Origin of the sequence: Thalassobacterium maritimum (assembly GCF_031127805.1) — a bacterium.
Taxonomy (GTDB): domain Bacteria; phylum Verrucomicrobiota; class Verrucomicrobiia; order Opitutales; family Coraliomargaritaceae; genus Thalassobacterium; species Thalassobacterium maritimum.
In genome coordinates this window covers 1-23,993 of sequence record NZ_JARXHW010000058.1, presented here as the reverse complement: position 1 = coordinate 23,993, position 23,993 = coordinate 1, and the positions used below count along the sequence as shown (strand labels likewise).

Annotated in this window: 18 protein-coding genes; 5 read left to right on the top strand and 13 right to left on the bottom strand. The window is 50.1% G+C overall.

Annotated features, from left to right (window positions below; genetic code table 11):
* Both QEH52_RS20780 and QEH52_RS17150 read left to right on the top strand, forming a co-directional pair.
* The coding region (locus QEH52_RS20780) for a TOBE domain-containing protein (protein WP_425609296.1) at positions 1-136 on the top strand (136 nt) is incomplete at its 5' end.
* 113 nt (positions 137-249) lie between these two features.
* Complete coding sequence (locus tag QEH52_RS17150) at positions 250-1,251, top strand: glycoside hydrolase family 130 protein (protein ID WP_308952137.1); 1,002 nt, start codon at positions 250-252, stop codon at positions 1,249-1,251.
* Positions 1,252-1,385: 134 nt separating this feature from the next.
* Here QEH52_RS17150 and QEH52_RS17145 read toward each other — a convergent pair whose 3' ends face one another.
* A complete protein-coding gene (locus QEH52_RS17145) occupies positions 1,386-2,429 on the bottom strand; it encodes a glycoside hydrolase family 113 (RefSeq protein ID WP_308952136.1) in 1,044 nt (347 codons plus the stop codon).
* Between the two features lie 227 nt (positions 2,430-2,656).
* Between QEH52_RS17145 and QEH52_RS17140 the strand changes: the two genes are divergently transcribed.
* Together QEH52_RS17140 and QEH52_RS17135 are read left to right on the top strand one after the other, a co-directional pair.
* Complete coding sequence (locus tag QEH52_RS17140) at positions 2,657-3,700, top strand: substrate-binding domain-containing protein (RefSeq protein ID WP_308952135.1); 1,044 nt, start codon at positions 2,657-2,659, stop codon at positions 3,698-3,700.
* Between the two features lie 100 nt (positions 3,701-3,800).
* Positions 3,801-5,072 carry a sulfatase family protein gene (locus QEH52_RS17135; protein ID WP_308952134.1) on the top strand — a complete coding sequence of 424 codons (1,272 nt, stop codon included), beginning with the start codon at positions 3,801-3,803 and terminating at the stop codon, positions 5,070-5,072.
* 79 nt (positions 5,073-5,151) lie between these two features.
* On the opposite strand, the gene QEH52_RS17130 is transcribed toward QEH52_RS17135, so the two are convergent.
* The 6 genes from QEH52_RS17130 to QEH52_RS17105 form a co-directional block, all read right to left on the bottom strand.
* Positions 5,152-6,663: an FAD-dependent oxidoreductase gene (locus QEH52_RS17130; protein ID WP_308952132.1), complete on the bottom strand. Its 1,512-nt coding sequence runs from the start codon at positions 6,661-6,663 to the stop codon at positions 5,152-5,154.
* Between the two features lie 73 nt (positions 6,664-6,736).
* Positions 6,737-8,596 (bottom strand): coiled-coil domain-containing protein, encoded by a 1,860-nt coding sequence (locus tag QEH52_RS17125; RefSeq protein WP_308952131.1) that lies wholly within the window; start codon positions 8,594-8,596, stop codon positions 6,737-6,739.
* Positions 8,593-9,831 carry a hypothetical protein gene (locus QEH52_RS17120; protein ID WP_308952129.1) on the bottom strand — a complete coding sequence of 413 codons (1,239 nt, stop codon included), beginning with the start codon at positions 9,829-9,831 and terminating at the stop codon, positions 8,593-8,595. The genes QEH52_RS17125 and QEH52_RS17120 overlap by 4 nt, the downstream gene beginning before the upstream one ends.
* 23 nt (positions 9,832-9,854) lie before the next feature.
* Positions 9,855-10,271: an ExbD/TolR family protein gene (locus QEH52_RS17115; protein ID WP_308952127.1), complete on the bottom strand. Its 417-nt coding sequence runs from the start codon at positions 10,269-10,271 to the stop codon at positions 9,855-9,857.
* Positions 10,272-10,274: 3 nt separating this feature from the next.
* Positions 10,275-11,162 (bottom strand): MotA/TolQ/ExbB proton channel family protein, encoded by an 888-nt coding sequence (locus QEH52_RS17110; protein WP_308952125.1) that lies wholly within the window; start codon positions 11,160-11,162, stop codon positions 10,275-10,277.
* 217 nt (positions 11,163-11,379) lie between these two features.
* Positions 11,380-12,123: a PEP-CTERM sorting domain-containing protein gene (locus QEH52_RS17105; RefSeq protein ID WP_308952123.1), complete on the bottom strand. Its 744-nt coding sequence runs from the start codon at positions 12,121-12,123 to the stop codon at positions 11,380-11,382.
* Positions 12,124-12,326: 203 nt separating this feature from the next.
* Here QEH52_RS17105 and QEH52_RS17100 point away from each other — a divergent pair, with 203 nt between their 5' ends.
* Positions 12,327-13,208, top strand: coding sequence for an alpha/beta hydrolase (locus tag QEH52_RS17100; protein WP_308952122.1), 882 nt, complete (start codon positions 12,327-12,329; stop codon positions 13,206-13,208).
* 146 nt (positions 13,209-13,354) lie between these two features.
* On the opposite strand, the gene QEH52_RS17095 is transcribed toward QEH52_RS17100, so the two are convergent.
* The 6 genes from QEH52_RS17095 to QEH52_RS17070 form a co-directional block, all read right to left on the bottom strand.
* On the bottom strand, positions 13,355-17,287 hold the full coding sequence (locus QEH52_RS17095) for a CBM96 family carbohydrate-binding protein (protein ID WP_308952120.1): 3,933 nt from the start codon (positions 17,285-17,287) through the stop codon (positions 13,355-13,357).
* Positions 17,288-17,715: 428 nt separating this feature from the next.
* On the bottom strand, positions 17,716-19,575 hold the full coding sequence (locus tag QEH52_RS17090; protein ID WP_308952117.1) for a polysaccharide deacetylase family protein: 1,860 nt from the start codon (positions 19,573-19,575) through the stop codon (positions 17,716-17,718).
* 11 nt (positions 19,576-19,586) lie between these two features.
* A complete protein-coding gene (locus QEH52_RS17085) occupies positions 19,587-20,348 on the bottom strand; it encodes a PEP-CTERM sorting domain-containing protein (protein WP_308952115.1) in 762 nt (253 codons plus the stop codon).
* 299 nt (positions 20,349-20,647) lie between these two features.
* The gene (locus tag QEH52_RS17080) at positions 20,648-21,334 is read right to left on the bottom strand and encodes a PEP-CTERM sorting domain-containing protein (protein WP_308952114.1); all 687 of its coding nucleotides are present in this window, start codon (positions 21,332-21,334) and stop codon (positions 20,648-20,650) included.
* Positions 21,335-21,424: 90 nt separating this feature from the next.
* Positions 21,425-22,669, bottom strand: a complete 1,245-nt coding sequence (locus QEH52_RS17075; RefSeq protein WP_308952112.1) for a helix-turn-helix domain-containing protein — start codon at positions 22,667-22,669, stop codon at positions 21,425-21,427.
* Positions 22,670-23,645: 976 nt separating this feature from the next.
* Complete coding sequence (locus QEH52_RS17070) at positions 23,646-23,891, bottom strand: hypothetical protein (RefSeq protein ID WP_308952110.1); 246 nt, start codon at positions 23,889-23,891, stop codon at positions 23,646-23,648.
* Positions 23,892-23,993 lie beyond the last annotated feature (102 nt).

Sequence of the window (23,993 nt, the reverse complement as noted above, 5' to 3'; positions counted from 1 at the left end):
CACTCCGACTGGACGTTCTTTTATCGCCAAAGTGCAAGCAGAGCACGCGTTTGCGATTGGACAAACAGTACACTTAAAGTTCAACCAAGAGCACACCGCGCTGTTCGATCAAGCGTCGGAAAACGTCATCTCGTAAAATTATATGCATCGATCATTGACTCTCCCCCAACAAAGCTAAGCTATAAAAAACTACTATATCTAACAAAATGAATCCCCAGTTTACATAAAATACAAAAAATACATTATAGTATGAAAAAACACCCAACTCCCGTCCTCACCGCTGAACAAGTCCCATACAATCAGGACAAACCACGCTCTTGCGTTTTCAACGCTGGGGTCGCCAAAATTGACGGCGAATACTTGATGGTCTTTCGCAATGACTATGAGTATCTAAAACGCACGCTATTCTCAGGCACAAATCTCGGTATCGCGCGAAGTCAGGATGGAATTAATTGGAGCGTGGACCCTGAGCCTATTATAACCGCTGACATAATACGCGAACAATGGGCCCACATCTTCCCCGAGCGCTTTATGCCATCGGAAATCCGCCGCGTCTACGACCCCCGCATTACCGTTTTTGACGGTAAGATCATCTTATGTTTGGCAATGGATACGCCTCACGGTGTTGTTGGCGCCATTGCGAGCACAACGGATTGGAAAAACTATGAATGTTTATCAATCTCCACGCCAGACAACCGCAACATGGTCCTTTTTCCTGAGAAAGTGAATGGACAGTTCCTTCGCTTAGAGCGCCCCTTCCCGATCTACGGACGAGGCAAACCAGAGGCCTTTGAAATCTGGTCCTCGAAATCAAACGACTTACGCTATTGGGGCGACACGCGACTCGTGCTAGCCAGCGAAGAAGTGCCTTACAGCAATAGTAAAATAGGTCCAGCCGCCCCTCCCATCAAAACCGAAAAGGGTTGGCTCTGCACGATTCATGCTGTCGAAAAGGTCGAAGAGGAACTCAACTCCTGGCACGACAACTGGAAAAAGATCTATCATGGGGGCCTGATTTTACTCGATCTGGAAGATCCAACCAAAGTGATTGGTTTAGCCAAAGAGCCACTCATTCGCCCTGAATTGAAGCACGAAATCGAAGGATTCCGTGGTAGCGTCATTTTCCCATGCGGCATGATTCTCGAAGACAACAATGAAGTAAAAATCTATTACGGCTCGGCCGACACTTGCGTAGGCCTGGTCACGGCTAGCTTGGAAGAACTGCTTGATACAATTGAGCCGATCAATTAAAGCCCGCGTTCACTATCTAAGCGAACGCACGGCGACATGGGATCGCATTCAGTAACTACCGAACCGATTGCATACCAAGAACATTTCCTCCGGAGAGAGCACTAGCTTTCTCCGGAGGAAACAGTGTCGTGCATTTAGCGACGATCTTCTCGGGCGAACCACTTTTTCATAACATTTCCGGCCGGTTTATCGTACACTGTAAAGCCCTTGTCACCTGCGGGATCGGAGTTAAATGCTGCTCGCATATTTTGCTCATCCCACTTCCACCAATAAATGCCTGCCCACCAAGGCTCATCCCAAAATACAGAAAGCACCGCTTCCAAATAGTTAGCTTGTTCCATAGGCGCATAGCCTCCCTGACCTTTCCAACCGGAAGGATTCATGGCGCCGCCATAACTACTGGTGCAACCGCACTCACCAAAAGATATAGGTTTGCCGTAAGCTTTAGCCAATTTACGAAATCGCTCGCGCACAGGCTTCAGTCTTTCGATCATCTGCTCCACAGTACTGCCCGGCGCATCAGCGCCACTTTCGTAACAACTCATTTGCAACTCATCAAGATCAAGCCACCAGTGCTGCGGCTTACTCAACTCTTTTTCCCAATCAATCAAACCGCAATGCGTGGTGTGGCAACTGGTCACCGCGCCGGAGAACACTTCACGCACTGCAGCAATACAGGCCTGCCACCCATCTCCTTGATGAATGGTACGATCCAGTTCACTATCCAGACCGTAACGCGCACAACCTGTTTCGGCGGCAATCTTAGCATAGTGTCGGCTGCGTAAAATCATACTGTCAAACCAACGTTTCCAGTGATCAGACACACGGCCTGGTATGCGCTCTCGATCGGGTTGAAACCACACCTGTAAGCGACCACTCCCGTCCTGAGTTTCCAGCATCGGTCGCATAGTCACCTCAATTCCCTTCAACTTCATATATTCAATAATCTGATACAATTCATGGTCATTGGGCGTGACCTCAAAATCGCGGTATTGCCGGGTACTATGTGAGCTTTCCTGCATCACAATGGGTGTCAGCACAACATGGCCGACATTGAGTTCTAGCATATGGTCGACTTCACGTCGCGCCCACTCCGATCCCAGCACACCATTGCGGGCGTAAAATCCAAAAGTTACCCCGCGCTGCACAGGTAGCATGTTCTTAATTGAATCACTCATAATTATATCTCATTTTTATTCTTAAATTAGAGGGTTCAAATATAAGCAAAGTAACCAATTTGAATCAATCCACGCGCAATTCAACCCTTGACCGAATTCCCCTGGCATAACAACGAGCCGTCTCCCCCGTCATCTAGATACATTTACAAAATCAAAGCTATATCTAGCTAAATACCTGCTGTTACCCGCTAAAGTTCCAACAGCCAAACGTAGCCACTCTCGAAAACATGCCCCCAAGAATCAACCTAGATTACATCGCCAAAGCCTGCGGTGGCATCTCCCCGTCCACCGTCTCTCTGGCGCTGCGCGATAGCTCGAAAATCCCGGCTCCAACCCGTAGTAAGATAAAAGCCAAGGCTGCTGAGCTCGGCTATATGCCTAATCGGAACCTATCCCGTGTGATGAGTGAAATCCGAAATAGCAAAGCGAAACACTTCAAAGAGACACTCGGGTTCCTTATTCCACAAGGCCTTCACCAAAAGGGCCGACTTTGGCCCAAACAGTTGCTCAGTGGTGCCCAACAACGTGCAAACGAAATCGGCTACAGCCTGGATGCCTTCGATCTCATCGTCACACCGAACTCGCTTCGACAACTAGAGCGCACACTGCACTCACGGGGCATTCGCGGAATCATCATCGCACCTTTCGACCATGCGCCCGCCCAACTCCCACTAGATTGGAATCAATTCGCTGCCGTCGCAATAGGTCACTCACTAGGCACTCCCGACTTACATCGAGTTAGTCGAGATGTTATGCATCAGATGAGTCTTAACTATAAAAAACTGCGCGAACTCAACTATAAAAAGATTGGATTTGTTATGGAAACGGAGCACGAGGCTCGCATGGGGTTCATCAATATTGGCAGTTTCTTAGTTGAGCAATGCCAGGCGAGCACCAACGAGAGGATCGAACCCTTGCTTAAAGATTCCATTCGAAGTGTTGATATCACCACATGGTTCGAGAGAGAGAGACCTGAGATCATTATCACCATGCATGGAAAGCTATTACAATGCCTGAAGCAAGCAGGTTATCGCGTGCCAGAAGACGTCAGCATATTCAAACTAAACGTGGAACAGCTTGGATCAAACATCTCAGGGCTCTATCCAAACTACGAGGCCATCGGCGCCAAAGCCATTGAACAGGTCTCCGCGCTAATTGAACGAAGCGAGTTCGGCATCCCGAAGACCCCAAGCACACTTTTAGTTCCAGGCATTTTAAACGAAGGCCAAACAACTCCATTTCATTTTGACATTAAATCGCTATTCAATTAACCTCCACTCGCCCTGCGAAACGCATAGAAACGCTGCCATGTTCAGTTACTCTGTTACATGAATCAGATAAAAGGTATTCGCCTAATGCAGATTAAGAAGCATGAAAAAACCTAATATTATTTACTTCCATACCCACGACACCGGCCGCTACATCAGCCCTTACGGTTATGGAGTTCCAAGCCCGAACTATCAACGCCTCGCGGAAGAAGGGCTCACATTTAAACGGATGCACTGTGTTGCTCCAACCTGCAGCCCCAGTCGCGCGGGACTGTTGACCGGACAATACCCCTCGCAGAACGGTATGATTAGCCTAGCGCACCGTGGAGGCAAACTCAAGGACATGAGTAAGCACCTCATCCACACCCTCAAACCCAACGGCTATCATACTGCCCTCATCGGATTTCACCACGTCGTCAACTGGCCGGAATATGAAACACTCGGTTACGACGAATACATCAAGCCTGGTGCCGGTGCCAAAGGAGCGCAAATGGGACCCCTTGCTGTCGATTTCATCGAGGCTCAAAAAGACCAGAACAGACCCTTCTTTGCCAGTATTGGTATCACCGAAACACACCGCGTGTTTCCACAAGAGGTACCTGAAGGCGCCGACCGCTATGTGCGCCCACCAGCGCCCTTTCCAGACACAGATGTCTACCGAAAGGATATGGCTGCCTATATTGAATCGCTCAAATACCCAGACGCAGCACTAGGGCTAATTCTCGACAAGCTAGAAGAAAGCGGACAGCGCGACAACACGATCATAATTTGCACAACCGACCATGGGGTGCCTTTCCCATCGATGAAGAATAACCTGACCGACCATGGGACAGGCGTCTTATTCATCCTGAGTGGCCCCGGTATTCCTAAAGGCAGTGTTAGCGATGCGCTCACGAGTCAACTAGACGTCTTCCCAACACTTTGTGACCTGATCGGCATCGAGGCCCCGAACTGGCTCGTAGGCAGTAGCCTGCGCCCAGTGCTGGAAGACCCCAAAGCTGAACTACATGATGTAATTTTCACACAAAGCAATTACCACGGTTACAGTTATCATCCATTCCGTTGCATCCGCAACGGTCGCTATGCCTATATCCAAGGCTATCAAGACAATGAATGGAGTCAATTTCCTCGAAGCGATGCCAGCCCAACTGACGAGGCATGGACGAAACTCGGCTGGGGCGAAGAACTCGCCCCTAAAGAGCGACTGTTTGACACCGTTTTTGATCCGCACGAGGTCAATAACCTAGTCGATAATCCTGCGTATGCCGAAATTAAGGCCGAGTTGCAGAGGAAACTAATTGCCCATCAAAAAGAGATTTGCGATCCGATCTTGGAGGGCCCCATCCCCGCTCCTGAAGGGGCAACACACATTTAGTCACACTGGATGCTCCACCGACTTATAACAATCGCATAAGGGCTGCCGAATTTATTTCCAGTCAAACTTTTTCATGCAGTTAAACTGTCAAAATTTGCCGGCTCTTATTTAAGCTTTTTTTCAGTAAAGTATAGGGAACATCCTGCACTGGTATTTTATGCTTACATGCAATCACAGCCGCACTTGCAGCGCTCTGCCCCATAACCATAAAGGTCCATTCGATGCGCAGAGAACCATAGCCTACATAACTGGATGAAGGACAAGCAGGCACCAATAAATTAGTACATTCGTAGCGCCGGGGCACTATCGCCCGATAACTAATACCAAAAGGCTGCCATTGACCTTTTTGTGGGAATACGAAGCCCTCGTTGTAAGCAAGTCCATTGCGAACAATTCGACGCACATGGTGAGAATCCGGTGGCCAGAAAGCGACTCCTATAGGATCCTCAGCTATGGGACCTCCGGAGCGGGTAGATAGGTGATTCTCGTTGATCACATAGTCCGACACCATCCGTCTAGCTGAGCGCACATAAAGTCTCCTGGGCCAGCCAGCGTTGTCGACAAATTCATCGGCCGCATAGCCCCAAGCCAGCCACTTTTTGCGCAGCGAATCAGGAACCGCCGTATCCTTAGTCAGAAAATAAAAAAGCCCCTGAGTAAACTGCAAGTGCTCCGCGTATATGCGTCGACGTTCCGCCCAAGTCGCGTCAGGCCATGCATGATTCATTCCATAGAGATTCGCAGAAAGATCATGCCAGCTACCAAGATCCGTTTTTTGATTGGGCAATTGATTACGTCGCGGGCTAAAGAACGCATCCGCTCCACCAGCTGCAAAATACCGGCGATAGATCTCATAATTCCGAGGGTCATAGTCGGGCGGCGCAGTAAACGGAAGTTGATTGTCCGGATTATCGGTCAAACACATGCGAAAGCAGAATCCCATGATGCGCCGATCCCCCTCCCCTGCCATCCCCAAAGGTTCATCGGAAATGGTTGGAATGGTCCCGCTACTAGGATTGCCCGGCTGGATGTAGGGGTCTACAGGAATTGTAAAATTGCGATAAGGGCTTTCTGCTCGAATACCATTTAGAGTTTCACCGTAGACCTCATTCCCCTCACGCCCCCAGGTATAACTGACGCCAGCCATCGCCATGAGATCGCCCTCAACCGAGGCATCGATATACACATCTGCACAAACTGTTTGTTCGCTGACCGATACTAGCCGAACAATACGCCCATCTATTTTTGAAACAGATTTGAGTTCCCAATTTGTCAAAACAGTAACTGAAGCCTCTTCCAGCCACGCATTGATGACACGCTCAGCTACATGCGGTTCAAATTTATAAAAACCGAATTCTGTATAACCATAGGCATCCCCAATTCGCTGGTAAAACTCCCTCGCGATCCCTCCAATAGCGATCGAGTTATCAAAATCATGGTTACCAATATCAGATGAGCCTAGCCCTTCGACCAGCATACCGCCAACGTGCAGCTCAGGAGTCACAATGACGACCGAATACCCATCGCGGGAAGCTTGAATCGCCGCAGCGACTGCGGCCGGGGAATCCCCATAAATACAAATTGAGCTCACGATATTTTTTGAAATTCAACTCCCTATTTGGCTACCTCAAAAAAACACACAATCAACAGAATCATTCAAATAATCAGTCTAATTTGAAGTAGAGTGAAAAGCCGAGCCCTTGGTGACCGTTTTCCAGTCGTAGTAACACTTTGTTGCGCCCCGGTTTAAAATACACTTTGCGGAAGCCTTCATAGGGGTTCCAATTCTTGTGCTCATTCGAACTATGCCAAACTGGTAAATCATTGATCCATAGGTCGGAGCGATCATCACTGCCGATCGCAAGCCATGCTTCCGTCTCCGTTTCAAAATACATTTCAGTGTAGAAGTAGTAGATCTTCCACTCTTCACCGCCATAGGGCCGTATACGTGGCGGTGTAAAGCTCGCATACTGCCACTCCATCGCTTGCCCATCCTCGCTAGCATAGCGCGCATTAAGATCCAGAATCGACTCGGGTGGATAGACTTTCTGTCGGTTGGAACGGTTTGCATTATCATAGCGGCTCAACACATACCAATCCCCGACAAAGAACCAATCTGCGCCGCGCTTGCTGTCTAACACAACTTTGCGTGAACTTGGTAATACATCCATTGCTTTGCGATCTTTCCACAGCTCCGGACGTTCTTCGGGTGGCACTTCAATCGCTTTGGCATTGAGCTCGATCCCACGCATAGGCCCTGTTAGGTCAATCCAGCGCCCGGACGTGGCATGTGACAGCACCCCCAAAACTTGTTGTTGAGCGATCGCGATACCGCCGGGGGTCTCGCCTGCTTCTAGGATCGCCAGCATCTCAGCCATGGCCTCCAGTGCTGCCATCCCTTCGGCGGCGGCTTGCATCGCTTTTTGCGCAGCCTGCACCTCTTGCACCGCAGCTTCGGTGTGCTTTTGCGTGGCGGGCTGTTCCATCTCAGTCACCGCAGCATCGGCATTCATGGTGGCCGCCAGAGCCGCCCGCATGACCTCCATCGCAGCCTCGGCTTGCTCAAGCTGTTCTTCCGGCACTTCGGCCGCGGTCTGCAATTCTTCAACCACGGCTTCAACTAATTCTTCTGCCTGCTCTACGGCCTCATTTACGGTTTTGAGCACGGCGCGTTCTGCAAGGGCTTGCTCAAGCGTCTCCTCTTTTTTAGCTTCTTTGGTTTCCGTTTCTGCCAATTCTTTTTCCAATTGCTCGACTAGAGACTCATTTTCCTCCACTTGCGCCTCTACTATTTTTTGAGCGGCCTCAATTTCTTTGAGCGCTTCTTCCAAGTTCAACTCGACTTCTTCCAGGTTCTGTTCGACTTGCTGCTGCAACTCGGCCTGCTGTGCTTGCAACTGCTGTGCGGGCTCACTCGCCTGCATCGACTCGCTACTTAACTCAAACGCTTCCATTGCCGTGGCCGACTCTGCCTGCGATAGCTCCTCGACTGCCTCTTCAATTGCTTCAACAGTCGGCTCTATATTAACTTCCGGCACGGGGCTGGGCTTAGGCAATAAACTCTCAAGCAGATCCCGTGCATTGGCTACAATCGCATCGGTCTCTCGCAGCACTAGCGACAGTTCCGACTGATAGGCCTTGACCGCATCTGCATCTTTCGCGCTTTCTGTTAATAACGCGGCATCCACTTCGGCACGTTCACTAAGTGGAGTTAAAGTCGATTCTAAGGAACGATCTAAAGTCTGACGCTGAATTAAAGACAGTTCTGCGGCCCGAATTTCACGATACATTTGCACAACTTCGGCTTCCAACTGCTGCGCTTCATCGTAGCTATCGTAAACTCCTAGCTCCTCGACTGCCTGATCTTCACGCAATGGAGATAGCTCCAGCCCTTCAATCAGCATTTTTAGTTGCTGCAGCTCCGATCCGGGCGTCTGCACATCTGTCTGCGCCCATCCCTTGCGGGGCCCCAGCCCTAGCCCAATCAGCCACGATAGCATCGATAACAATAGCCAGCGCCTCATAGTGCTCCCTCACTTTCTTTCACTTGCTTCGGCAAAGCTTCTAAAAGTGCCTGCATAGCTTGGATCACAGCGACTTGGGTCTCAAGAGCAGCCTGCATCTTATCAACATCGGGTGCGGAGGCGAATATTCCGTCAATAATGCCGCGCACGCGCTTCAACTGATCCTGTCGCGATTTATTAGGCCGAAAGTCGCGAATCCCCTTCAAACTACGTTCTGCATTTTTTAAATGAGACTCCGTTTTACGCTGATTCTCCCTCAACTTATTGAGCTGCGTTGTAAGAGCCGCCCGCTGCGTTTTACTGGCATCTTGAGGCAAGGCCTTTTGATCGGCAATGAGTTGATCTCGCTTCAGTTTAAAATCATGGAGCTGCTGCTGATAACGCTCCATCTCATCTCGCTTGGCTTGACGATCACCTTCGACCTTTTTCGGTCCTTCAACCAGATCTAAATTATAAGTCTGTAACCACTCGAGAAACTGATCATGCCGCTGGAGCAAATCATTCAAATGTTTACTGGGGTTCCCAGAAAAGCCTTTTTTTACTGTATAAACGACCTGTTGGTTTCGATACTGGGCCGACTCCATCAATTTCCTGAGCTGTGCAAATTCATCTGCGACCGATTCGTCACGTAGCCACGCCAACTGATTCTCAGCTGTATTCATCATAGCTAAGGCCTGGGCGGTTTCTCTCGTAAGGATACGCGTTTGCTCGAGGCCATCGGCCCAAATTTGTTGCAGCTCTTGCAGCTGTGGAATCAGTTCTTTGGCCGTTTCAATCTTTAGGCTAGGCTGTAAGGTCTCAGTCAGTTGTTCACTGGAGCTTCGCAATTCTAACAATTTTTTATGCGCAGCCAGCGCATCGCTTTGTGAACTTAGCAAGCGCGTAAAAAGTTCGAAACTCTCTCTGGGCGCATTCACTACCATCCTTTTTTCGAATTCACGAAGCTGCGCCATTTTTCGATCTCGAATTTCCGACATCGCCAGCTTGATCGTCTGCAATTCTTCCACCTGCGCACGCAAGACCTTAAGGTTCGCATCCTCAACATGCTGCTGCAATTGCTGAGCTTGCCGGCTATTAATCGTGAGCTCCCGATCAGGACGCTCACGGGGCGCCTCATCAGGCAATAGTAGCCAGACCACCAGCACAACCAGGTGCAGAAGCACCGAAGGAACAATCCATACTAAACGATTGTTAGGCGGATCAGCAAATGGAGAATCGGAATCGCGATCAGACATCAATTGAGTAGTCCCCCTCTGGGCTATTGAACGTCTCCGTCCCGAGTGTGAATCGCATAATTAGTCAACCCCTCGTAAGTACACAAATCGACCAGTTGCACTAGATAACGCGCTGGAGTATTTCGATCGACTCGAATGCGAAGGTGCGCGCCAGGATCAGTCTCGGCCCACTGCCGCAGCTGCTTATGCACTTCCTGCTGCCCAATGGGCGTCGCACCCCAATAAAAATTCCCCTCCACATCGACCACCAAGTTCTGCACCTGTTGCGCGGGGCTCGCCACCGCTGAGATCGCGGGGTCCGGCAGCTCGACGGGAATCTCCTGCTCTGGCTTTTTCATTGTGGTGGAAACGAGGAAGAAAATCAGCAAGAGAAATACGCAGTCAATGAGTGGTCCCATATCGACCGTGATGTCGTCACCGTCATCTAAATCAAGTCGCATAATCTAATCCTCCAGGGGTGTTTGAGGAGTTGATTTCTTAGGCACGATCGCATTGGGCCCAAACCACCGGCTCATGATATGCCCCAGCTGTGACTCCAAGCCAAGTGCCAGCATATTAGTTCGTATGCGGAAAAAGTGATACGATGCCAAAGCTGGCACCGCAATGACTAAGCCCAAGGCAGTGGTGATCAAAGCATAGGCAATGTCACCCGCCATGATCGAAGGGTCGCCCATTTCCCCAGCTAAGGCCACCGACTCAAACGCGCCAATCATGCCGTAAACTGTTCCAAACAAGCCCAAGAGCGGGCTAATCGTGGCCACCACAGCCAAAGGATAGGCACGTTGCAAATGCAAACGCATCTCGCGGCTCGCCAAATCCCCCGCCATAGTCGTAATGTCCGCCCGTGGTGAATCCCGATGCTCGACGATTTCGTTGATCACTCGACCCAACGTGGAATGGCTTTCGCTGGCTAGTTTTTTGACAGCACTCACATCTCCCTGACTCCAAAGTTGATCAACCTGCCCTGCGAGCCTCGGAGGTGTAATGAGTGATTTCCGCAAATTAAACAGACGCTCAAATGCAAATGAAAAACCAACCACCGAGATGAAGAAAAGCGCAATACCGGTCTTGCCACTCTCTTTGAGTTTCTCAATCAAAGCACCGGTAGCGCTAACGTCTTCCGTAATGAACTCATCGACCTCCACTGTAGCAGGCCCCATCGACTCGGTGCCATCAACAGCTTCACCGACCTCACCGGGCACGGCATTCGCGGAATCTGCACCGCCTGTGCCGCCAGTGCCGCCGGGGCCGTCTTGCGCCCGCAGAGCCCAAGGCAGCACGCAGCAGCTAATGGAGAATAGAATAAAGAGCCTCAAGTAACGCTTGGTCATAAAGTATCAGGTTGAATAACGTAGGGTAACCACTAGTACATGAATGTATATACGCTCATGTCAAAGCTTGTCTGAACTCATTCTTGAAATGTGCTTCAAGCTATTCACACTCGGTAAGAATATCGTCAACACACTGCGGGCAGAGTCGATTCGACAGACCACAAAAACAAAAAGGGCCGTCTCCTAGAATGAAGACGGCCCCAGTTCAAAAGACTCTCTATCGGCGACGCAACATGACAAAGCCCAGCATGCAAGCCCCTGCCATTAAAGCGTAGCTACTAGGCTCAGGAACGATCGAAAACGAATCGTATTGGACAGTGGTGCCTCCTCCCGAACCACTACGTGAACGCAGTCCCATAGCAGCACCGGTGTAATGTGTGGACGCATCAAATGCGGCTGCCGTGATCGAATTCGAGATGACACCATTGCTGATATCAAGTTTCAGCGTCAAATTGCTGCCAGAATAAGTGCCCGTCGCGGTTAGAGTGTAACTAGTATTGAGCGCGTATGAAAAACTACCACTCTCATCGACATCCAAGCTCGTTCCCGAACCACCGACATTGATCAGACGAAAACTACCATCCGAAGAAAGATCCGCCAAAATATACGTGCCTGGGTCTTCGTCGTTCCCCAGCAGCGCCATGCCCCAATTAAAGGTGCCTCCACTCGCTTTACTGGTGACTGTAAAAGTCGTGCTCACCACAAAGTCTTCATATGTTGCGCCGAAGCCAGTTGCCGTAACCATTGCTGAACCAGCGTAATTCGATCCCGACGTGAAAAATTGATAGGTATCCCCCGCCTCCAAGGACCAATTAGGATCATTGTTTTCCGTAAAATCAGCTACAGAAGTAGAAAAGTCGTTCACATACGGCGCAGTGACAGATGCGGCGTGGAGTGCGGATGCCAGAGGAAAACAGAGGCTCAAACTACTGAATGCAGTACAACGTAGAAGTTTATTCATAATGCGGTTTCTTTATATAATTAGGGTTAATTAACGATAAGATATCAGCTTCTAAATATGTAAATTACACTTCATAATACAATATTTTTTAACATTTATCAGTTAGAGAAGTATATGCATTGAAGCTGAATGATAAATATTAGGTTTTTAAATCGAAAAAAATCTATCCTGTAGAATGTTTAATCATATAGTCTAAGCATTCTATGCCACAATTACTCACACTCGAACAAACCGAAGCTCTCCTCGACCTCCAAGGTCATGAACCCTGCCCCGGGGTTGAGATCGAATTAAAGCGAAAGATCGGCTCGATCGCGGGCGGACCTGAACTTTACGCCGCGATCTATCGCCCGAGCACGGTTGCTGCCACACCTGCGCCAGCACTATTGGCCTTTCACGGAGGCGGCTGGGAAAATGGCGCTCCAGAAAGTTACGGCGAGATGGCGAAGATGCTAGCCCTCTCATTGGGCATGATCACTGTCTCCGTCTCCTACCGACTAGCCGACGCTCACAATCCAACCTTTCCTTACATTCTGGATGAAGCATCGCATGCGTGGCAATGGCTGCAAACGCATGCCACTGAACTCGGTATTAATCCACAACAGGTCGCAGTCACTGGTGCATCAGCGGGAGTCTTTCAAGCCACCCACCTCGCAGTCGACAGCCCGCTCGTTTCTTTTTCTGCATCAACCTCACGCCCCGCCGCATTGATCGCCAATTGGGGGCCGCTTGATTTTGTGGCACGCTGGTTTGATAAGCATGAAAACCCAGGAGCCGAACGCACCATGCTCGGCACGGATTACCAGCGAAACCCGGCGCTCTACCATCGTTCCAGTCCCATCACATACATGCATGGAGATCTGCCACCAGCCTTGTTCATTTACGGACGCCAAGACCGAACCGTGCACGCTCGTCAGGGCGCGATTGGCCATGCGGCATGGCAGGCTGCGGACGCTCACAGCGAGCTCATTGTAGTCGATAACATAGGCCACGACATCGTAGGCGACAACCGTGCCCAACGCGCCGAGTATCTCCAAGCTGCTGTCGGATTCCTGGAAGCTCGCCTACTCCCCCAATCACGAGTATAATGTAACATGATGGGGCTCTTTGTTCTTTGTAAATGGGGCGAGCCCGCTCAGATAACTCAGACGAGTAGATATACCTCAAAAAAAGCCGGGAGGTCATTAGACCTCCCGGCTGCGAGACTCACAAAGCTGCGTGAGAAGCGATCGACTTATTGGCTCTGGAACACACCACGCCCCGCAGTACCAATATAGACCTTGCCGTAATTCTGGCGATCACCCGCAAGCGCAGTGATATCTTTAATCGTTGGGTCTGCTAGCTGCTCCCAGGTGGCACCATAATCATCAGAGCGATAAACGCCTTTTACGCCGTCCTTTTCTCCGTTGATGAATACAGTGTAACCAGTACCAGAGGCAGCCTGACCAAAGCTCACCTGGGAAACCTTTCCAACGCCAGGGATCGACGACCAACTAGTCCCGGAGTCTGTGGAGCGCCAGAGACCTCCTCCTTTATGAGGTATATGGTAGGTGCCATCGTCACAAAGCCAGACGTCGCCCCCAGTTGGATAAGTTGGTGAAGCCGGTGCAGCCACCAATTGAGGCGTACGCATATTGTGACTGCCTCCATTCGCTACCGTTGAGACCTGCGACCAATTCTTACCTCCGTTCGTGCTGCGATAAATCTGATGTGATGAGCCACCAAAAGTCGCGGCATAGAAATATCCATTACTGCGGTCAGCCACCAGTGGTTGACCTGACGGAGCCACGCTACTGCCATTCGTAAAGATGCCCGTGATGTTGGAATTAGGGCCACCTGAAGCAGCCGCCCACGTGACACCGCGATCCGTGCTGTAATACATGGGCGTATTGTTTGAACCGTTCTTAATTCCCATCCAGACAATGTTGTCGGGATTAGTTGCCGAGACTGCGACACGTCCGCCTCCTTTCCAGAAGGCTCCGGGAGTCGTGTAAAGATCAGTTGGTTTATTGGACCACTTGATCTCATTTGCGGGCGAGTTATCAGTGCCACCATTACCCTCGACCCAGCTGGTAGTTGGCGTCGAATGAATTGTGGTGGAGAAGGTCGACGTGTCGGAAGACGACGCCAGACGATACAGCCGCAAAGTTGCCGAGCTAATTGTGGGCTGCCCACTCAGATCAAATTTCAAATAGCTCCAGCGAACCCTGCCCGACTGGCCGTAAAAATCTTGCGCCTGCAGTTCAGCATTGTCCCCGTAGTTGGTATTTGATCCAGATGAGGATTTCAGTACCAAAGCATCTGCCGTTGGCGTGAGCGTATTCGCACCGTTGAGCACAAGCTCAGGAGGATGGCTTCCCTCCTTTGATGAGAAGTGTAGGAAAGAGTTGCTCGAACTCCATGTGTTGGCACGAACCACCAAGGTCACCGAAGTGGCTCCCTCATCCTGTTTCTCTTTCAAATAAGGCCCAATATCAAACGACTCCCAACCTGCAGTCGCGCTGTTCGTGACACCTTTGGCATCAAGCTGACCGAAGGTGATCCAGTTTACTCCACCATTGAGCGAAACCGCGCCTGTTCCAGAGTAAGGATTCTTTGCCGTAGCACGAACCCAAACGTCAGGGGCCCCCTCAGAGAAGTCCAAGCCAGTCACATTGTCATTCGTGAATTTACTTCCAGCAGCACCAATCGGTCGAGACGTGGTATCGTGGTAAAGATACCCACCCACATCCGCGAGCCCCGTCAATAAGTTTCCTCCGCTCGGTGGGCTCTTTAGGTCGAGGACAACAGTCTCTTCCTGGCCTTTCTGTAGCGTCTTCCAGATGGCTCCAGGACTCGTGCCGATGTCTTGTGCATTATTGGTGCGAATCACACCAAAAAAGTCGCTCAACCAAAGTTCATCAGAATTCGCAGGATTCACCATCAGCGATGCAGTCGAACCAAACCAATAGCCAGTCAAACTTTTGCTGCCATCCGGCTCCTCACGATCTTGACTAATCGAGATCTGATTTGCCCAGGTCACACCGCCATCATCTGAACGCAGAATGATACTGTTTCTATCCTTATTATTGGCTTCTGCCACATATACCGTATTACCAGAAGCGTCGTTGGGATCCACGGCCACAGCGTGATAATTCACCGCACGCGTAGGATTGCTTGTCGTTGTTGGCAGCGCACTCATGAAGCTCAATGTGCCATGGCGAACGAGTTTTGCGGCACCGTCAGTCCCCCCCGTCACATAGAGGGTGCCATTACTCGAGATCTGCGCGCGTCTAGGCTCTGTCAAGACGTCCCCACCAACTTTTGACCAAGTCGTGCCGCCGTTTGAGCTCTTGTAGACGCCTCCATTTGTTTCATCATACACACCAGCATATGTGATGGTGTTGCCGCCATTCGGGTCACACACAACAAAGGTGACTCCTGTATTGGTCGATCCATATGGCACCGAACTAGAAGAAATCTGCGTCGAGGTCCACACGCCACCGCTTTTGACGAATTTTTTCAAGCCTGACTTTGTGGAACCATACCAAAAGGTATTTGGGTCATTCGGATCTACTGCGAGGCGTTCGCCTTTTGCTCGGCTCGAACCATGATTACCTTGAATGACAAAGGTGTCACTCGTATCAACAAAAGACCAATCCCCACCCGCGTTGTCGGAGACATAAATGCCCCGCGGACTGGAGGGGATTTGCGGGTTCCCCACAGCCATATAAATCCGATTGGGCGTGCTGGGATCGACCGCGATACTTTCTACGCACATCAATGCCGTGGAACCCAGTGTGCCAAAAGGAACTAGCGTGTCCGAAATCGAAACCCAAGAGCCATTACCATCGGCATCGCCAACGGGTGCCCAGCGGAAAGCGCCTCCGACATCGGTTCGGCAATAGATTGTATCAGTGGAGGCATCGCTGACGATGCCAGTCACATAACCGCCACCACCAAGGGGAACCGTTGTCCAATTTGAAAAATCCGTTGCGCCAAGCGTGTAGCTTAAAGTGGGCACGCCACCTCCACCACCATCTGCCATGTCAATCGGATAAAAATTCCAGTAGATATAAGCATCGGGATTGATCCGGAAAAATACATAACCGTCCGTCGCGCCTGATTGACGCATCGCGTCCACCTGGTCATTCAAATACCCAACTAGTTCAGGGTTAGAAGTGCTCACACTTGTGTAAGAAGGCGTGCTGGGTAAAATAAAATTATCGTGAATCAACACATTATTGCTGTCGTAGGCGCCTCCAAAATAATCGGAAGGGTTCACAGCAGCACTGGTCGTGCTAAAACCGATACCATAAAGATCTCCGTTAATTGAGCGAGGAACCATATACCCCGTTCTCACGCTATATGTCGCTTCGGTAAACTGCTTCGTCGAATCATTGAGAATCGAAGCAGGAATTTGGAACATGTTGACCACACTACGCTGCACACCGGAGATTCCACCAATCTTGCCTTGCGTTGCCGTGATATTACCAACGGTTCCATCACTGTAAGCTTCTGCGTCTTCAGTTAAGCCCCAAAGCATACCAGTAGGGGCGGAAACCGGCACAGTGATTGTGGTGTAATCCAAGGTGGGCACACCACCTCCACCGCTTTCGGCCATGTCAATTGGATAAAAATTCCAATAGATATAAGCATCTGGATTGATCCGAAAGAACACATATCCGTCTGTCGCTCCCGCTTGGCGCAGCGCATCCAATTGTGCATTCAAATAATCGACCAGTTCGCTATTCGAAGTGCTCACACTGGTGTAAGAAGGCGTAGTGGGCAGAATAAAGTTATCGTTAATCAATACATTATTATTGTCATAGGCCCCCCCATAATAATCAGAAGGACTCACCGCAGCACTTGTGCTGCTGAAACCGATACCATAGAGATCACCGTTGATTGAGCGCGGCGTCATATACCCCGTCCGCACACGATAAGTCGCCGTAGAAAACTGTTGTGTCGGATCATTCAGAATCGCAGCAGGAATCCGGAACATATTGACAACACAGCGCTGCACACCAGCGACTCCGCCAACATATCCTTGAGTTGCTGAGACATTACCGACGGTGCCATCGCTATAAGCTTCAGCGTCTTCTGTTAAGCCATTAAGGGTGCCAGAAAATGCGGCATGGGCGGTTGATGCGCTTAATGCCGTGCCGCCGACAAGGAGGAGCAGCAAGCGCGCAGCGCTCCTGATCCTACGCAATTTTTCATTTTTTTTGCTTCTGGGGGGAGTATTCATACTATGCTTTGTTTTGGGGTGACTTTTTTTTACTAGGCTGTAAACAAAAGAGATTCATTGACTCATCTAGGCGAACTACCAGAGCATAAAGAACCAGTATGAACAAACATGGATGGGGTCATCGTCTCAGAGGGTATATTTTCAAGGCAGGGTAAAACCTTAGGGGAGTGGTAGTTCATCTCCCAACACCCACAACCTTACAATCCTTGCATTACCTTATCAGTAAAGTTGCACAATAAACCACAGCCGTTCGACAGCCTCTCAACAGCCAATCAACAGCCAATAATTAATTTCCTTCACCGATTAATGAAGCTCGAGTTCCAATCTCCATTGCGCGCCAATTCAAGTAAAAATAGCGGGTGCAATTACCAAGTAAAATCGACTGCACCGTCTTGGATCGGCAACTGCTGGCCATTCCATAGTACGCGCTCCACGCCGTCCGGCAAACGAAGACTCAGAACTGCCCGCTCGCTCAGCCACGGGTGTAACCATGGGCGCGTCATGCGCACAAGAACCTTGGAAGAGCTGTCCTCGGTGACCTCAAACTGCACCTGATCACGCGTCCACATCCAGAGAGACAACTCCCCTTGTGTAGCATACCAGGCTTGCGGCTGGTTCGCAAATTGCGCGATCAATTGCTCAAAACGTTCCCATGCCTCCTCGCTCTTTCCGATCTGCCAGCTGTGCCCCCAAAACGAAAACACGGCACCTTCTTGGTCTTTTAATTCGAGCCAATCTTTCTCCAAATTCTTACGGATGCCAATCCAACCGTTGGTATTGATAAAGAGCAGCGGATGCGTGATCGAATCCAAAGACTTCTGCCCATCCCTACGGCCACGTGCGGACCAGTATCCTGCTAATTCCACCGCTCGCAACACGTAGTCGCCATCCTGATCATAGGCTGGTGAGTAGCTGTGTGGGTAGGCAAAGGAAATTACAGGATGCCCGAGTTTCCGCTCCAACAGTTTGCGAATCTCCGCAGCCTCGTCAAAAGCACGCGGCGGCGAAACATTATGCAGCGCAGGATGCGTCATCGAATGGCCTCCGATCTCGCCGTTCAACGCCTTGAGTTCCTCGAGAAATTCCAAGGCTGGCGAGTTCTCATTCATCAGGAATGTCGCTCGATATCCATTCTTATGAAGAATCTCCGCCGCGCGCAAATCCGTCTCTTTGCCATCATCCCACATGGTCACCACGGCGATTTTCCGCCCCTGCGGGTAAGTCGCGAAAGTGGGCACCTCGCCCTTTAAATTCGTGCCGATTAATTCGAGAGTGCCGGTTTCCATCTGCTCGTAATCAACCGTGGTCATTAACGCATGCTCGGTAGCCATTGATTTGGGAGCCTCTTTAATATCATGCCTGAGCAACATGCTTTCTCGAACCGCCGCGGCAGGCTCGACCTGGAGCCCGGTCAGCGGGCCATCCATGTAAAAATTGGCCGTACGCGGGCGCTTCCAACGGTCTCGGGCGAGCGGAAATAGAACCTCACTCCCCTCGCCTGAGGTGGTTGCAATTTGAATATTATCAAGCAACACGCTAGTGAGCGACCAGGCACCCCCAGGAAGCACAGCTGGTAATTCAACAGTGCCATCGGCCTGTGCCGACAAGTCCATCGTGACGGCGTCCATATCAGTTAAGACATCCGGCGTTTGATGAACCAATGTCAGACGACTGACCGGCCATGTGTTGCGGTAATACCACAAGTCTCCCTTGGGCACTAGACGCACAGATGAGGACGGCGCCGAAGTGTAAATCCAGAATTCAAGCGCACGCTTATCACCGCCTTCGCGATAGCCAGTATAATTGGTCTTCACCATGACGTCGGGATCCAAGCCGGACATGATGGCAACTCGAAACTCCCGGTTGGCCCAGCCTGTCGAGCCGTCGGACTCCAGTCGACCATGCCACCACCCGGCAGGGATTGGTTTCTCGAGCGTCCACTCAATACAAGCGTCAGAGCGCTTCTCAAAGTTAGCGGCGCAGGATCGATCCAGAGTCACTCCGGCCAGGGAGCCATCCTTATTCTTAATCAGAGTGCCGCCCACTGACTGCTCGGCAGTCAACAGCAGCGTATTTCCTGTCATCGCAGGCGCCGGAATGGTAGCGCCCGGATCCGCCCAAGCTGGGTGTGGCTGTAGTCCGAGCAGAACGATGCCACAGCCCACGGATAAGAAAGCACGGGCGAACAACAAGACTGACTGCAAAGAGACGGTTCGAGTCAACATATCGCGCCCCACTATCGACGGCGCATCATGACGAAGCCCAACATGCAAAAGCCCGCCAACAAGGCATAGCTGCCGGGTTCGGGAACGGCGGCCACGGCCGCGGCGGCGATGAGGACGTGACTGGAACTGTTCTGACTGCCAGCCGTTGTGATACTGAAGTTGAAGACTTCGTTCGGGTTATCGGCGATCACATTAAAAGTATAGAGGTAAGGCTCACGGGGCGTGCTACTATCCCCATACCAACCGCTATCTCCAGCGCCACCCGTATTCCCAGATACATAGCTAGTCGCTCCATTCATCGAAGCCACGATGGAGCCAGATTGAGTCGCGTAGGCACCGGTCCAAATATTAATCTCATACGCCTGCCCCGCATCGGCTAGCGTGATATCCAACTGAACTCCTTCGTTCGAAGTCGCAAGCACTGTCGCGAACAAACCGGTCACGCCGTTTTCAGTGCCACTCACATCGCTGCTTCCATTCGAATAGGCAAAAACTGTATCCACTGCTGCTGCAGAGGTACCTCGCAAAGATGTGCCCGTGCCAAAGTTGGAAATCGATCCGATACCGAAGCCGCCGTTCATATCGTTCGTCGCCGCCCCACTAGCTGCGGGGTTGGCATTGGTATCCCAATAGGCCCAGTCGGCCGTGCCGATTTCGGTCAGATTAAACGAAGCTTCGGAAGCGAGATCCGAACGTCCCTCAAAGGTGATACTTGCAGCGGAGGCGAACTGTGCTGTGAGCGCGAGAAGACTGATGGGAAGATGTAATTTCATGAGCTTATGGGATATGTAATAGAGTTAAGTTATAATGTATCATGTCAAACTGATCAGACAGGAACAAGAACATCGCTTCTTTAACAGTTAGCACATGCAAACAAGCGCATAACAGGCGAGCCTCAGCCCTAAATCAGGGATATCCGATACCGCCAAGTAGGCTGCACCTCGCCCGAAGGAAGGTCTGCCTAACCTCCCCGAAGAGGTCATCCACACGGCAACTATTCAAATGAACCCCAAAAAGCCTGCGTGTGTAACGCAGGCTTCAAAAGTAGCTCTTCGCTTAAATTGCAAAATGCTTATTTAGAGACACGACGACGAATCATCATCGACACCAGCGCGATTCCGCCCGCGAAGAGTCCAAATGTTGCAGGCTCTGGAACAACACTTAATACGACGTTATCAATGCGTGCGAACTGATTAATGCCGTTCGCTTCATAAAATTCGACAAACAATAACTGTCCGATATTCGACGAGGTGATTGTTCCACCTTCAACCAACACATCAGCCGTCGACCAGTTCGTCAGAGGAAGCGTGCTCGCACTTTTTCCGGTCACAAATCCACTGGCGATTTCTGTAATCGTTCCAGTCGTGGTGTTATCTTCGGTCGTAAAAAGTCGCCAGTTTATATCATCACCTGACACCCATTGATAGGCCGCTCCCCATGAAAAGCTAAGGCTAAAGCGATCTCCAGCCCCCACTTCATAGCCAGTCAACTGATAGGCACCATTATGCACAGACCCATCATTATTCGTCCCAATCACAAGTGAGTAACTACCATCAGGCGTATTGGAATCATTATCCTGCCGTTGCACTTGATCTGAATTAAATCCAAACGACCAAAATTCAGCATCATATTGAACACCAGTGGCTGTCGCGCTTTCAAAGGAACCATTTCGCGTGCCGCCATCAATGATCGTCAACGCTTGTGCATTGGCGACGAACAGACCGACAAGTGATAGTGAGAACAATGCATTTTTTTTCATAATGAGGAATCGTTGGGGTTAATAATTGTAAACCACTATACTCCACATTACACTTAGCGTATTGCATTAATTATCATATTTTTTGTATATTTAAGACAAAGATGTATTTGCCCTACGATTCCGATAAGCCAAAGGCGTCACCCCAGTTTCGCGTTTAAACTCACGCGACATGTGCGCTTGATCGTAAAACCCACAATCTTGAGCGATGGTTGCCAACAGCATGCGTTCATTAGATAATAAGCGCTTCACCTTCTCCGTGCGCGCCTTGCGAATCTCCACTGAAGCACTGGTTTGTAATTGCTGATTAAACTGGCGATCCAGAGTCCTACGGTTGACCTTCAACTTTGAGGCCAACAAATCCACTGAAACGACTGACTCATTCCGATTCCAAATCAGATCCATGGCCTGGTCCACACAACCACCCGGCACCCCACTACGACGACTGCTACGACGTGCACGCAGCACAGAGGAACGAATGATTAGCGCTTCGTTTGGTTCCGATTTTGACAGCACCAACGCACACAATTTCTGAGCGGCCAACCAACCCATCCCGTAATAATCAAATTCGATCGAAGAAAGCTTTGGATTCGCAGACTCACAAAAAACGGTATCATTCCCACAACCAATCATCATGAAATCCTGACCAGGTCTTAAACCCGCCAAGTGAGCGGCCAGCAGCACACGGTTTGCGTAATCATCATCGCCACAAATAATCCCCGCTTGATCTGGCAAACATTTCAACCACTGAGCAATGCGACCAATATGGATCTTCATACTCGCTTTCGTATAAGGCACGGTATTGTCAAATTGCTCAAAGCTGGCCGACAATGTTCCGACGTATTGCTCGACGCCCTGACAGAGCTCGAAATGATCCCGGTTAAGTGGATTATTCGAGCCGATATAGGCGAATGCGCGAACACCTTGATCCATAAAATGGTCCACCGCTAATATTGCAATACGATCATAATCCAAAACAACAGTACTCGCCCCGTTCGGCTGCGGCGAATAACCAATCAACACCGTCGGAATCTGCCGAGCCAGCAAGCCCAACAAATGTTGCGGTCGAGGAACACCTGAAATTTGCCCCACAATGCCCGGAATATAATCAAGCGGATGGTCATTCCCCGCATAGTATTGGGGCGTCACGATTTTCCAGTCGCCGTGCGCTTCTAAATAAGCGCGTATCCCATCCAAAACCGTGCGCAAATAAGGACGCTCTTTAACAAGAAACGGAACGCTAATCGTTTTCTGAAGTTTATTTTTCACTTCTTCAAGCGATGTGGACGGCTCGTCTTTGCGCTCAGCAATGACTGATAAGTCTTGCAAATCTTCCATAAGTTCTTCGTAATCAATGAGGAGTATGATTACGTCGGTCCTACTGCCGTCTTCAGATGTAGTGTAACGTGCGTTCGTGGTGTCTGAAGTCTAGTGTGAATTGAAATTTCTCAACCTTTCTTTTCTGTCGATCGTCAAGAGGTGGCACGTAGTGAGGCACGAACGGAGTTGACCACTCTCGCCTGGATATACCCTCGGTCAGTCCCCATGCACTCGATCTGTCCTGTCTCCTCAGTGTTCATTTCTTGGTTTAGTTTGATTGGTTCAGGATGGTTAGAGTCTGGATTCTTTCAATTCAAATATTCCCAGAGGCCAGCAGCTTGTCACGGCGTAATCAAATGAAGACGGAAGCTGGGGACCGCTTATTTCCGCTAATGGACGCTTATTTTTAAGATTTAATTTCTGTGACACGTCGTGCTGGATAAGCGTAAATTAGCGTGAATAAGCGGTTAAAAAATATGGGGTCTTTCTTCTGTATATCGTGGAGATCAGCGGATACGAGCCAACTAATCTAGCTCAACACCAACGGCGTCACTCGCATTCGTTGTATCGACTGGTTCGAATTTGTAGGTCTTGAGGGCATCCGTCTGTTTAATATTGGACTCTAATCTTCACTCCTAATGACCTGCTCTTCGGGAGGCTTGATCCATTCCGTTCTCTCTCGCTCGTAGTGTGTCGGGTGACATGTTGTTCATTGGGTCCATCGCCCCCGGGATACTCAGTGGTCTATAGAAGAATCCTTTTTTCTTTTCTTTGGGAACTACGTACTCACCGAGATCGTTCTTATAAACTACGGTTTTCTTTTCCTTGCTCACACATCCGATGAATGACAGTGCGCTGAGGGCAAATATTAAGGCAATCTTCATTTTCTGTTATTCGATGAGAGGACTAATAGATGAGCGCCAGCGAAATCTATTGAGTCGCTCGACTGGTTCTGACTACTGGTTGGTAGATGGCATTTCTCCGCTGGGTTTCTTCAATCCTGCATCCTCGCTAATCTGGAGTAATGAATGATCCAGTAAAAGAAAGCGAGGATTGGGCCGAAGACGATTGTTGTGAGTGCCCATATCCAGGGCTGATCGAGAAACAGCATCCCATTCGCTTCCAGTTGTTTGGCGTCTTTCCAAACTGCAATTGCTACTGCAATGTGGAGAATCAGATAAATGACGAGAACCGGCAGTGCTCCGAGCCCGAATCCGTGTAGTATTTCTATGGTATTCATTTTTTCAGATTAAGGTAGAACTGCCCGTTACCGGGCAGTCCCCTTGCAGATCCCTGCGTGCGGTATTCCCGCACAGGGCTCCTCAGTTGAGTCGCGCAGTGG

Excerpts from the sequence above, each read along its gene's own strand:
- QEH52_RS17115 (WP_308952127.1), bottom strand. The coding sequence starts at position 10,271 with ATGCGACTTGATTTAGATGACGGTGACGACATCACGGTCGATATGGGA.
- QEH52_RS17140 (WP_308952135.1), top strand. The coding sequence starts at position 2,657 with ATGCCCCCAAGAATCAACCTAGATTACATCGCCAAAGCCTGCGGTGGC.
- QEH52_RS17150 (WP_308952137.1), top strand. The coding sequence starts at position 250 with ATGAAAAAACACCCAACTCCCGTCCTCACCGCTGAACAAGTCCCATAC.
- QEH52_RS17100 (WP_308952122.1), top strand. The coding sequence starts at position 12,327 with ATGCCACAATTACTCACACTCGAACAAACCGAAGCTCTCCTCGACCTC.
- QEH52_RS17145 (WP_308952136.1), bottom strand. The coding sequence starts at position 2,429 with ATGAGTGATTCAATTAAGAACATGCTACCTGTGCAGCGCGGGGTAACT.
- QEH52_RS17085 (WP_308952115.1), bottom strand. The coding sequence starts at position 20,348 with ATGAAATTACATCTTCCCATCAGTCTTCTCGCGCTCACAGCACAGTTC.
- QEH52_RS17080 (WP_308952114.1), bottom strand. The coding sequence starts at position 21,334 with ATGAAAAAAAATGCATTGTTCTCACTATCACTTGTCGGTCTGTTCGTC.
- QEH52_RS17120 (WP_308952129.1), bottom strand. The coding sequence starts at position 9,831 with ATGTCTGATCGCGATTCCGATTCTCCATTTGCTGATCCGCCTAACAAT.
- QEH52_RS17105 (WP_308952123.1), bottom strand. The coding sequence starts at position 12,123 with ATGAATAAACTTCTACGTTGTACTGCATTCAGTAGTTTGAGCCTCTGT.
- QEH52_RS17125 (WP_308952131.1), bottom strand. The coding sequence starts at position 8,596 with ATGAGGCGCTGGCTATTGTTATCGATGCTATCGTGGCTGATTGGGCTA.
- QEH52_RS17135 (WP_308952134.1), top strand. The coding sequence starts at position 3,801 with ATGAAAAAACCTAATATTATTTACTTCCATACCCACGACACCGGCCGC.
- QEH52_RS17075 (WP_308952112.1), bottom strand. The coding sequence starts at position 22,669 with ATGGAAGATTTGCAAGACTTATCAGTCATTGCTGAGCGCAAAGACGAG.
- QEH52_RS17070 (WP_308952110.1), bottom strand. The coding sequence starts at position 23,891 with ATGAATACCATAGAAATACTACACGGATTCGGGCTCGGAGCACTGCCG.
- QEH52_RS17090 (WP_308952117.1), bottom strand. The coding sequence starts at position 19,575 with ATGTTGACTCGAACCGTCTCTTTGCAGTCAGTCTTGTTGTTCGCCCGT.
- QEH52_RS17110 (WP_308952125.1), bottom strand. The coding sequence starts at position 11,162 with ATGACCAAGCGTTACTTGAGGCTCTTTATTCTATTCTCCATTAGCTGC.